Raw genomic sequence first — 11,566 nt, forward strand, 5'->3', positions numbered from 1 at the left:
TGTTTTGGGTATGCTGATAGGAGCGGGTTTCTTTTCTGCACAGGTGAAATACGTAAAATGGAAAGACGTTTGTGCGTTTGCAGGAAGAATTTTCGGGAGATGTGAAAACTGTCAGAAAGACACACCCGAATACTCAGAAAAAAAGGAGAAAGAACATGAAAGACAAGATTTTTGGGGTGCTTCAGCGAGTAGGACGCAGCTTCATGCTTCCGATTGCGGTGCTTCCGGTTGCTGGCCTCCTGCTGGGGATTGGAAGTTCCTTCACCAATGAGACTACCATTGCAACCTATGGCTTACAGGGGATTCTTGGTAATGGAACCGTCCTGCATGCACTGCTTATGATCATGAGCAAGGCCGGAAACGTCATTTTTGATAATCTGCCGATCATCTTTGCGGTGGGTGTTGCCATTGGCATGGCGAAGGCGGAAAAAGAGGTTGCGGCACTTTCGGCTATGATTTCTTTTTTTGTGATGCATGCATCAATCAACGCAGTGCTTTTATTGGCAGGAAAAGTCTTAGCGGACGGAACAATTGCGCCGGATGTACTTGAGGGAACCATTGCCAGCGTCTGCGGTATTCAGACCTTGCAGATGGGTGTATTTGGCGGTATTCTTGTGGGACTTGGTGTGGCAGCACTCCACAACCGGTTTTATAAGATTGAACTGCCAAACGCGCTGTCATTTTTTGGCGGCTCCCGTTTTGTACCGATTATTTCTACCGTTACTTACGTTGGTATCGGTATTCTGATGTACTTTATCTGGCCGGCTGTCCAGAATGGCATTTTCGCGCTGGGGGGTCTGGTTACAGGAACCGGTTATTTCGGAACCCTGATTTTTGGTATCATTAAGCGTGCGCTGATCCCGTTCGGTCTGCATCATGTGTTTTATATGCCTTTCTGGCAGACTGCGGTAGGCGGCACCATGATGGTGGATGGAAATCTGATTCAGGGCGGCCAGAACATTTTCTTTGCGCAGCTGGCTTCGTCAGATGTGACGCATTTCAGCGCGGATGCTACCCGGTATTTTTCCGGTGAGTTTATTTTTATGATTTTTGGACTTCCTGGTGCGGCGCTGGCCATGTACCGGTGCGCAAAACCGGAAAAGAAAAAGGCAGCAGGAGGTCTGCTTTTAAGTGCGGCGCTGGCCTGCATGTTTACCGGTATCACAGAACCAATTGAGTTCTCTTTCCTGTTTGTAGCACCAATGCTGTTTGCGGTTCAGGTGATTCTGGCCGGAAGTGCCTATATGGTTGCGCATATTTTGAACATTGCAGTGGGCCTTACATTTTCCGGTGGTCTTCTGGATCTGGTGATTTTCGGTGTGCTTCAGGGCAATGCGAAAACCAGCTGGCTTCGCATCATTCCGGCAGGAATTGTGTATTTCCTTCTGTATTACTTTTTGTTTAGTTTTCTGATTAAAAAATTTGATTTGAAAACACCGGGACGTGAGGACGATGACGAGGAGACGAAGCTCTACACGAAGGCTGATGTGAATGCCCGCAGGACTGAAGCGAAAGAGGGAGAAAGCTGCAGCCAGGCAGAAAACAGGAAAGACAGCCGGAGTGCAGCCATTGTAATGGGTATGGGAGGAAGAAACAATATCACTTCCGTGGACTGCTGCGCGACACGGCTCCGCTGCTCTATCACAGACTCGTCGCTGGTTGATGAAAAGCTGTTGAAGTCGACCGGCGCGGTAGGCGTTATCGTAAAAGGGCAGGGAATCCAGATTATTTACGGACCGCAGGTGACTGTGATCAAATCCGAGCTGGAAGCTTATCTGGCAGAGGAACATGAGGAGGATACCGCAGAAGCTACAGATGGTGTAGAGAATATGGGCACCAAAGTGACTGCGGAAACCGAAGCATCTGTGAATCTGGCAGAGAGCAAGAACATCGCAGAAAACGTCCATAAACTTTACTCTCCGTTCCAGGGCGTATTAAAGCCGATTACGGAGGCACCGGATGAGGCTTTTGCCAGCAAAGCGATGGGCGATGGCTACCTGGTTATGCCGGAAGATGGAATCGTTGCGGCACCGGAAGATGGTGAAGTCATGTTTGTATTTCCGAGCAAACATGCGATTGGCCTGAAAGCAGCGGATGGTATGGAATATCTGCTCCATATCGGTGTAGACACTGTGAAACTGAATGGGGAGGGTTTTACCGTATTTGTAAGCGATGGACAGAAAATCAAAAAGGGAGATAAGCTCATGGAATTTGACCCGGCCTATATCCGGGAACACGCAGTGAGCGATGCCTGCATCGTTATTTTTACAGGACTGACGGAAGGAGAAAGCTTAAGCTTAGAGGGAGAAAAGCAGGTAAAACGGCTGGATCCGATCGGACAGATCTGCAAGTAAGATAAAAACTTAGGGAGTATTTATCATACGAAACAAAAAGTACTTCCTGCATCCTAAGGTTGTCGTGTATAATAACAGGACAGGCATAAGATGCAGGAGGTATTTTTTATGTATCGGGTAATCAAAGTATTGAACAATAACGGGATTCTGGTGCTGGATGATGCCAACGGTCAGGAGCAGATTCTTCTGGGAAACGGGGTCGGCTTCGGACATCGTATGGGAGAGCGGATGGCAGAACTTCCTAAGGGACGCCGTTATGAGCTTGTGAGCGAAAAAACATCTGCATTGACCTGCGTAAATGGCATAGATCCGATTTATATTGAAGCAGCCGGAAAAATCATAGAGATGGCAGAAGCGGCGATGGGACCACTGCAGCATGATATTCTGATCCCAATGGCAGATCACATTGCTATGGCAGCAGCACGGGCCAGAGAGAAGAAAGAAATTCCCAATCCGTTTCAGCATGATATTGCAGCCTTATTTGGAGATGAGTACGAAGCAGCCAGAAAAGGATGCGAAATCTTAAAAAAGATGACGGGAACCGTCCTTGGGGAGGATGAAGCAGGCTTCATTGCCCTGCATATCCACGCCGGACTGGCGCAGGAGAATGTGGCGGATTCCCTGGAAACAGCCCGTCTGGTAGGTGTCTGCATGACCATGATTGAGGAAGGAACCGGAAAGAAGCTTCCTTATGGCTCTCTCGGTTACAACCGGCTGATGAGTCATGTCCGCTATATGCTGGCCCGGGCCAGAAAGGGAGAATGCACGGATCTTGATCTGGAAGCATACGCAAAAGAGCAGTTCCCATTCGAATACGCGCTGGCTGAGCAGATTTTGAAAAAACTGGAACAGGAGCTGAGGCTGGTTCTTGCGAAAGAAGAAACCGGATTTCTTGCGATTCATATCAGGCGGGTAACTGGGGGAGAATCTGAAACATAAATGCAAAAACACAAAAACGTAAAAAATTTCGGAAAACACTTTTCAAGTCCATATATTTTTGCTATACTATTATAGTTCGATCGGGGTATGGCGTAGCTTGGTAGCGCGCTCGGCTGGGGGCCGAGAGGTCGCAGGTTCAAATCCTGTTGCCCCGATTAACTGATAGAATTCAAGCACGGAAAACCACGCAGGAACGGTGGCCCGTGCTTTTTTTATACTTTACAGTCCCCCCGTACTTTGTTATCATGGATACTAGAATTACCGGCGGCTGGCGGATTGCTCGCAGCCGCGATTACAGAAGGAAAACGGAGAGTTATTTATGAAGGGAATCGTCAGCTTTGACATGGACATGACACTGCTGAACCATGCAGATTATAAGATCCCGGACAGCGCCATCAAAGCGCTGGATCTGCTTCGCAAAAATTACTATATCGTGATCGCTACTGGCCGCGATATGGATGCCAAGTTCAGCGAGGGCCTGGCAGATGAGGTGAAGCCGGATGCCATCATTCATTTAAATGGCAACAAGATTACCATCGGCCCGGAGCTGATCTATGAACATTGTATGAAGCGGGAACTGGTAGAAGAACTGTTGCATTTCGCGGAAGGAAAGGATTACGCCATCGGGATGACCGTGGGAGATATCGATTATTTCGTCAATCCGTGGTGCGTGACCCGCCACGACATGGTGCGCTGGCAGATGTCGGACCGGAAATTTCGCGACCCGTGGAAGCTTCTGGACATGCCGGTGCGCACGCTGGCCTACATTGGCCGGGAGCCTGGAGCGAAAGAAGTGGAGGCGGCATTCCCTATGCTGAAGCTTCCGCTGTTTTCCAGCCGGGAAGGGGCCGATATCATAGAAAAGGACGCCTCCAAAGCAGAAGGCCTCAAACGCCTCTGCAAAGCCTGGAATATCCCGCTGAAGAACACGATCGCCTTTGGCGACAGTATGAATGATTATGAGATCGTGACTACCGCAGGCATCGGCGTGGCTATGGGCAATGGGCATCCGCAGCTGAAGGAGGCAGCGGATTACGTTACCGCGCCCATTGGCGAGGACGGAGTTTATAAGGCTTGCGAAGAGCTGCATCTGTTTTAGGCAGGTGCGGCTGCAAATTGCTGCGCAGGTACAATGACAGAAAAAAATCGTGACAGAACGAAAGGAATACAAATTTATGGCAACATATTATGATCTGGTGATTATCGGAGCAGGGCCGGGCGGCTACACGGCGGCCATCAAAGGCGCATCCTTCGGCATGAAGGTGGCCGTGGTGGATGAGAACAAGCTGGGCGGCATCTGCATCAACCGGGGCTGCATTCCCACCAAGGCGCTGCTGCACGCGTCCAACATTTTTTCCATGATGCAGCACGGGGATGAATTCGGTGTCTCTACCGATTTTATCTCCTTCGATTTCGCAAAAATGCAGGATTACAAGAAGCGTTCTGTGCGCCGTTACCGGGGCGAGATCCAGAAGCTGTTTGATAAAAATAACATTACTTTTATCAAAGGAAAGGCGACTATCCGCCGGGAAAAGACCATCGAAGTGGTGGGAGAGAACGGCAAGGAATATCTCCGGGCAAAGAATATCATTATCGCTACCGGTGCGAAGCCGATCATGCCGAACATTCCCGGCATCAATCTGCCGGGCGTTATCAACAGTGACCGTCTGCTGGCAGTGCCCACCTGGAATTATGACCGCATTGTGATTATGGGCGGCGGTGTCATCGGTGTAGAGTTTGCTACCATTTTTCAGGCACTCTGCTCTAAGGTGACCATTGTAGAGAAAGGACCGCATCTGTTAGGTCCGATGGATGAGGAGGTCTCCGAAGCATTAAAGGAACAGCTCGTCAAGAAGGGCATTACTGTTTACTGCAATGCTATGGTAGAGGAAATCCAGCGGGAGGAAGGTCTGGTATGTACCGTGCGCCATCTGCTGACCGATGAGACGACCCAGATCAAGACCAATCAGGTCGTGGTAGCCGTGGGACGAACGCCTTACACGGAAGGTCTTCTTGGAGAGGATATGAGCCTGCAGATGGAGCATGGAAGACCGGTGGTAAATGCGGACTTTGAGACTAGCGAACCGGGAATCTATGCGATTGGAGATGTTTCTGCAAAAACACAACTGGCCCATGTGGCTATGGCGCAGGCAACCTACGTCATTGAAAATCTGGCGGGAAAGCCGCATACCATCCGTCTGGAGGCAGTGCCAAACGGCATGTTTGTCTCTCTGCCGATCGTGCCGAGCTGCATCTATACCGAGCCGGAGATTGCTACGGTTGGCCTCACGGAGGCGAAGGCCGGAGAACTTGGCATGAAAGTGCGCTGCGGCGTTTACGATATGGGAGAGAACGGCAAATCCATCATTGCCAGGGAGGAGCACGGCTTTATCCGCCTGATCTTTGAGGCATATTCCAATACCATTGTGGGGGCGCAAATGATGTGCCCACGCGCCACGGACATGATCGGAGAAATGGCTACGGCCATTGCAAACGGACTGACTGCCGAGCAGCTTTCCCTGGCGATGCGTGCTCATCCAACCTACAGTGAAGGCATTGCGGCAGCTATTGAGGATGCCATGCGTCAGAATGAAAAGTGAGGATAATAACATGAACGAAATTACAGAGAGAATTGCGCGTCTCCGCAGACTGATGGAGACTTATCATATGGATGCCTATCTGGTGCCGACAGCAGATTTCCATGAGTCGGAGTATGTGGGGGAGCATTTTGCATGCAGAAAGTACATCACCGGATTTACCGGTTCTGCGGGTATTTCCTTGATCATGAAGGACTGGGCCGGTCTGTGGACCGATGGCCGCTATTTCGTGCAGGCGGCAGCAGAGCTGAAGGACAGCGGCGTAGAACTTATGAAAATGGGCCAGCCGGGAGTTCCAACCGTGGAGCAGTACCTGGCAGACCACATGCCGGAGCAGGGTGTGCTTGGCTTTGATGGCCGTGTCATCAACAGCAAGACCGGAGAAAGCTTACAGGAGCGTCTTTCCCGGAAGCAGGCATCCATCTGTTCCGAGCATGACCTGATCGGCGAAATCTGGGAAAACCGCCCGGAGCTTTCCGCAGAGCCGGTATGGATCCTGGAAGAAAAATACGCAGGACAGGCCGCTGCTGAGAAGATTAAAAACCTGCGCGAAGCCATGAAGAAGGCTTACGCGGATGTGCATATCATCACCACGCTGGACGATATTGTCTGGCTGTTCAATATCCGTGGCAACGACATTCCGTGCAATCCGGTGGTGTTGTCTTACCTGATGGTAACCGGGGAGAACCTGTATTTCTATGTGAATCCGCAGGTGATTTCGGATGAGGTGCGTGCTTACCTGGAATCTCTGGGCGTGTCCATCCGTCCGTACAATGACATTTACGCGGATGTGAAGGAGCTAAAAGACCATACCGTGCTTCTGGAGAAGAGCCGCGTGAACTTTGCCATTTATGAGAGCGTGCAGGCGCAGAATCAGATCATCGATCAGATGAATCCGACTGTATATGCCAAGACTCAGAAAAATGCGACCGAGATTGAAAATATGAAGAAGGCTCACATCACCGATGGCGTGGTCATGACAAAATACATTTACTGGCTGAAGAAAAACATCGGCAAGATCCCGATGGATGAGTGCAGCGTGGCTGACCGTCTTGACCAGATGCGCCGGGAGCATGGAGCACTGGATATCAGCTTCAACACAATCTCTGCATATGGGGAAAATGCGGCGCTGTGCCATTATCATGCCGTGCCAGAGCATTGCGCGAGCCTGCAGGCAAGAGGCCTGTACCTGGTAGATTCCGGCGGCCAGTATTACGAGGGAACCACCGACATCACCCGTACCATCGCCCTGGGACCGGTGACCGATGAGGAAAAAGAGCATTACACCCTGGTTCTGATGAGCATGCTGCGCCTGGGCCATGTGAAATTCCTGGAAGGCTGCAGCGGACTGAGCTTGGACTATGCAGCGAGAGAGCCGTTCTGGAAGCGCGGACTGGATTTTAATCATGGAACCGGTCATGGCGTGGGTTATCTGTTAAATGTACATGAGCGACCGATCGGCATCCGTTACCGTGTGGTTCCGGAGCGTCAGGAAAACACGCCGTTTATGCCGGGTATGGTATGTTCCGATGAGCCGGGAATCTATATTGAAGGCAGCCATGGCATCCGTACAGAGAATCTGATTTATTGCAAGAAAGATGAAAAGACCGACTATGGCCAGTTCTTAAGCTTTGAATATCTGACCTATGTGCCGATCGACCTGGAACCGGTGGATGTGTCTTTGATGGAAGAGCAGGATCTGGCATGGCTCAACGAGTACCACGCACAGGTATACGAAAAGATCGCGCCGCATCTGGACGCAGAAGAAGCGGCCTGGCTGAAAGAAGTCACCAGACCGCTGAGTAAATAAGAAATGAGTAACTGGTTCCATGGCAGAAACTGTGCGCAGGCAGTCCGGACATCGGATTTGGCCATTTATCTGCAGTTCTGACATGGAATCAGATCAGTCTTCCCATGGAAGATTGACGATCGTATATTCATGATGGACTGCCGGGAGAAACTTCTCCAGAATGTCCTTCGTGTAAAGCTTTAAGCTGGAGGTGTTGATGCATGGATGACAGCCCACAAAGGTGTGGTGGTCGATCACATCCTGGTCGATGAGCAGCCGCACACGGTTATTCTTGTCATTCATCAGCCCCAGCACGCTGACAGAACCCGGCGTGATATCCAGAAATTCCTCCATGAATTCCGAGCTTGCAAAGGAAAGGCGGGCGCTTCCAATCTGTTTGGAAAGCTTCGCCGTCTTAAACTTCTTGTGACCCGGCATCATGAGCATGTAAAAATCGGTTTTCTGGGCATTGCAGAGGAACAGGTTCTTGCAGATCTCAATGTCCAGCCGGACATCCACGTCATGGCAGGCGTCAATGGTGGCGGTGGCATCGTGATCCAGCCGCCAGTAAGGAATCTGGAGCTCATCTAACAGGTCATAGGTGCGGATCTCCTTCTCCAGCCGCCCGGAGCAGTCCGTCGGACGCCCGGTGTAGAGAACCGGATCCATATAAAAAGAATCCTCGCCGGTGTGTAACGCACCGGCTTGTGTGTTGTTATCGGATGTATGGGACATAAGGGTTCCTCCTGAAGGTATGTAATCGTATTTTTTGGCGGGTTCCGAGGTCAGAAATCTTCCTGCAAGCAAGCTTGCGTCAGATTTTGACTTTGGAACCCTGGTATCATTATATTATAAATATTTTAAAGAAAAAGACAAGGGGCTTGAATACTGTGAAACAGGATAGAAATGTAAGAAAAGAAAATTGGAAGAAGAAACCGGCTGCCGGAAAGCAGGGACGGAGTCTGGACGATAAATTTGAAGAGTGGGTTGGAGAGAAGCAGGTGAAAAAGGCCGGAAAATCTTCTGAGCAGAAAACAGACCAGAAAGAGGCTTGGAGCCGGGCTAGGAAGAAAGATGGCAAGGATGCAGATCAGAAATCAGCGCGGGATTTTGCTTGTGGAAAAGTTGAAAAATTCGGAAAAGCAGATGGAAAGTCTGTGCAGAAGAGTTTCGGAAAATCTGCCCGTAAGGATACTATGAACTTCGGCAAAAAATCAGAACCGAAGCGTGGATTTGGCGATTCCCCGAAATCAGGAAAACTTCAGTCTGCAGCAGAAGAGAAAAAGGCACCAAAGAAGAAAGGTCTGTGCCCGGTGGCGCACCGCTGCGGCGGATGCCAGTATCTGGACATGCCATACGCAGAACAGCTTCAGATGAAACAGAGCCAGATGCAGAAGCTTCTTGGAAATTACTGCAAAGTGCACGGTATCAAAGGCATGGACGATCCCTTCCATTATCGCAACAAGGTGCACGCCGTATTCGGCTACCGCAAAGGCGAAGCCATCTCCGGCGTTTACGAAGAGAAAACCCACAACATCGTTCCGGTGGAAACCTGCATGATCGAAGACCAGAAAGCAGACGAGATCATCGGCACCATCCGCGGTATGCTGAAATCCTTCAAGATCCGCACCTACGATGAAGATACCGGCTACGGCCTGCTGCGCCACGTGCTGGTTCGCCGTGGCTTCACCAGCGGCCAGATCATGGTCGTGCTGGTTACCGCATCCCCGGTATTCCCGTCCAAGAACAACTTTGTCAAAGCCCTGCGCCAGAAACACCCGGAGATTACTACCATTGTCCAGAACATCAACAATCGCGGCACCAGCATGGTACTGGGGGATAAAGAACATGTTCTGTTCGGCAAAGGCTACATTGAAGATGAACTGTGCGGCTGCAAATTCCGCATCTCCCCGAAATCCTTCTACCAGGTCAACCCAGTCCAGACTGAGTACCTGTACGGCAAAGCCATCGAACTGGCCGGCCTGACCGGCAACGAGCGCGTGCTGGACGCCTACTGCGGAATCGGCACCATCGGCATCATCGCCGCGTCCAAAGCCAAAGAAGTCATCGGTGTAGAACTGAACGCCGATGCTGTCCGCGATGCCGTCCAGAATGCCAAGTGCAACGAAGTCAAAAACATCCGCTTCTACTGCAATGACGCTACCGAATTCATGATGCAGATGGCTGAATCCGGCGACACTGTAGACGTCGTCCTTATGGACCCGCCAAGAGCCGGAAGCACTGAGGCGTTTATTAAGGCCGTGGCAGCAGTGAAAGCAAAAACCGTGATCTATGTGTCCTGCGGTCCTGATACACTGGCAAGAGACCTGGGCGTGTTTAAGAAGATGGGGTATCAGGCTGAAGGGGCCTGGCCGGTGGATATGTTTCCGGAAACGGGACATTGTGAAGTGATTTGTTGTTTGGAGAGGAAAGTCTGATAAGGTTAAAGGTTTTTGTGGTTTTAAGAAAATTGAGAAAGAATGTTTTTCATAAAAATGAAGGTGCTTGGGAGGAAAAATGGAAAATTACGGAACATGTCCTGTGTGCGGAGCTAAAGCATATATTCAACAATCAATGGATCCTGTCAAATTTTTTTATTCATGTCCGATTTGTGGTAGATATGAGTATTATGTACGATTGACAGAATTAGAAAAATTCAATTTGAATCATTTGAGTTCATATCTACTGTATAATGGATTTAAGGAAAGTATGAACGAATACAGATATTTTACTACTATGAGTAAAGAACGCTGTGATGAGTATAATATAAAGTTTAGACATGGAGATGTTACATATGGACATCCAGTCAGATTGGAAAATGAAAATGTAGAAAATTGGTATCCGAAAACTTTTTCAGAAAAAGTGGATAATATTTTGCTTTATTTAAATTCTCGTATTATGCATATGGGGGAATATGTAAAATTATCAAAAGAAGAAATGATTAGTTGCTTTTTTGTTGATAGGTATGATTATAAAGATGGAAATTGCGCAAAAAGAACAGACACTGAAATACAAGCACAGCAGAATTATATATTAAACTTTTTAGTTAGTAGAAATTATATTTTATCACCACAGTCATGGGCAGGGGGAGAAAACGAGAGACCCGTTACATTGTCACCGGAGGGTTATGACAGAATCGATTCTATTCAAAAGAATATGGTGGATGGCAAAAAGGTTTTAGTTGCTATGAAATTTGGAGAGGATACTCAAAAACTGAGAGAAATGATACGCCAAGGTATAACATTAGCTGGTTATGTGGCAATTTTTATTGATGAAGTGGAACATAATGATTTTATAACACCAGAGTTATTAAAATATATAAAAGATAGTAAATTTATTGTAGCGGATTTATCGCATCAAAATAATGGAGCGTATTCTGAAGAAGGGTATGCGATGGGTTTAGGAAAGCCTGTGATTCAATTATGCAAAAAAGATGTGAAATTACATTTTGACATAGCACAGAAGAATACAATTATTTGGAAAACAGAAGAGGAAATTCCGGAAAGATTAAAAAATCGAATAATAGCAACTATTGATTAGAGTGTACAGGGGGAATTTGAAAGCAACAATTTATTATTGATTTTTAAGATTATTTGTGATAGCCTTATAAACATTAATCATAAGTTGTGCTAGAAATATGGGGTGAAAATGTCTATTAGTTATAGAGTGATTTGGAAGTTACTTGTTGATAGGGATATAAAGAAAGATTTGCGTTTTAACTCGAAAATCAGCACAAATGTTCTTGCTAAATCAGGAAAGAATGACAAGGTAACCATGGACGTTTTGGAAAAAATATGTATTACTTTGAGTTATGATGTTGGTGATATTATGGAAAAAATGAATTATATAATTGCATTAAACAGTAACGGTGAAGGAGAAGTGTGACG

General features: G+C 48.2%; 9 protein-coding genes and 1 tRNA gene. 9 read left to right on the top strand and 1 reads right to left on the bottom strand.

All coding sequences use genetic code 11. The annotated features are described in order from the left end of the window. Positions 1-155: 155 nt before the first annotated feature. From WMO41_RS13185 to WMO41_RS13210, 6 genes are all read left to right on the top strand, one after another. Entirely contained in the window at positions 156-2,354 is a 2,199-nt protein-coding gene (locus tag WMO41_RS13185) for a PTS sugar transporter subunit IIABC (protein ID WP_349230153.1), read from the top strand. 108 nt (positions 2,355-2,462) lie between these two features. Then, positions 2,463-3,293, top strand: a complete 831-nt coding sequence (locus WMO41_RS13190; protein WP_349230154.1) for a PRD domain-containing protein — start codon at positions 2,463-2,465, stop codon at positions 3,291-3,293. Between the two features lie 81 nt (positions 3,294-3,374). Next, positions 3,375-3,448: transfer RNA gene (locus tag WMO41_RS13195), tRNA-Pro, on the top strand. 164 nt (positions 3,449-3,612) lie between these two features. Next, positions 3,613-4,392 (top strand): Cof-type HAD-IIB family hydrolase, encoded by a 780-nt coding sequence (locus WMO41_RS13200; protein ID WP_349230155.1) that lies wholly within the window; start codon positions 3,613-3,615, stop codon positions 4,390-4,392. Positions 4,393-4,468: 76 nt separating this feature from the next. Then, a complete protein-coding gene (lpdA, locus tag WMO41_RS13205) occupies positions 4,469-5,893 on the top strand; it encodes a dihydrolipoyl dehydrogenase (protein ID WP_349230156.1) in 1,425 nt (474 codons plus the stop codon). A 10-nt stretch (positions 5,894-5,903) separates the two neighbouring features. Continuing rightward, positions 5,904-7,700: an aminopeptidase P family protein gene (locus WMO41_RS13210; protein WP_349230157.1), complete on the top strand. Its 1,797-nt coding sequence runs from the start codon at positions 5,904-5,906 to the stop codon at positions 7,698-7,700. A 93-nt stretch (positions 7,701-7,793) separates the two neighbouring features. Here the strand turns inward: WMO41_RS13210 and WMO41_RS13215 are convergent, their stop codons facing one another. Beyond that, positions 7,794-8,414 (bottom strand): prolyl-tRNA synthetase associated domain-containing protein, encoded by a 621-nt coding sequence (locus tag WMO41_RS13215; protein WP_494338471.1) that lies wholly within the window; start codon positions 8,412-8,414, stop codon positions 7,794-7,796. Between the two features lie 155 nt (positions 8,415-8,569). Here WMO41_RS13215 and rlmD point away from each other — a divergent pair, with 155 nt between their 5' ends. The 3 genes from rlmD (at position 8,570) to WMO41_RS13230 (ending at position 11,564) form a co-directional block, all read left to right on the top strand. Beyond that, positions 8,570-10,117, top strand: coding sequence for a 23S rRNA (uracil(1939)-C(5))-methyltransferase RlmD (gene rlmD, locus WMO41_RS13220; RefSeq protein WP_349230158.1), 1,548 nt, complete (start codon positions 8,570-8,572; stop codon positions 10,115-10,117). A gap of 79 nt (positions 10,118-10,196) precedes the next feature. Continuing rightward, positions 10,197-11,219, top strand: a complete 1,023-nt coding sequence (locus WMO41_RS13225) for a hypothetical protein (protein ID WP_349230159.1) — start codon at positions 10,197-10,199, stop codon at positions 11,217-11,219. 126 nt (positions 11,220-11,345) lie between these two features. Then, entirely contained in the window at positions 11,346-11,564 is a 219-nt protein-coding gene (locus WMO41_RS13230) for a helix-turn-helix domain-containing protein (RefSeq protein ID WP_349230160.1), read from the top strand. Positions 11,565-11,566 lie beyond the last annotated feature (2 nt).

The sequence above is a fragment of the Ventrimonas faecis genome (assembly GCF_040096075.1).
GTDB classification, from domain to species: domain Bacteria; phylum Bacillota; class Clostridia; order Lachnospirales; family Lachnospiraceae; genus Brotaphodocola; species Brotaphodocola faecis.

What these genes read in the sequence shown, in the direction of transcription:
- WMO41_RS13185 (WP_349230153.1), top strand. Translation starts at nt 156, where the DNA reads ATGAAAGACAAGATTTTTGGGGTGCTTCAGCGAGTAGGACGCAGCTTC.
- WMO41_RS13190 (WP_349230154.1), top strand. Translation starts at nt 2,463, where the DNA reads ATGTATCGGGTAATCAAAGTATTGAACAATAACGGGATTCTGGTGCTG.
- WMO41_RS13200 (WP_349230155.1), top strand. Translation starts at nt 3,613, where the DNA reads ATGAAGGGAATCGTCAGCTTTGACATGGACATGACACTGCTGAACCAT.
- lpdA (WP_349230156.1), top strand. Translation starts at nt 4,469, where the DNA reads ATGGCAACATATTATGATCTGGTGATTATCGGAGCAGGGCCGGGCGGC.
- WMO41_RS13210 (WP_349230157.1), top strand. Translation starts at nt 5,904, where the DNA reads ATGAACGAAATTACAGAGAGAATTGCGCGTCTCCGCAGACTGATGGAG.
- WMO41_RS13215 (WP_494338471.1), bottom strand. Translation starts at nt 8,414, where the DNA reads ATGTCCCATACATCCGATAACAACACACAAGCCGGTGCGTTACACACC.
- WMO41_RS13225 (WP_349230159.1), top strand. Translation starts at nt 10,197, where the DNA reads ATGGAAAATTACGGAACATGTCCTGTGTGCGGAGCTAAAGCATATATT.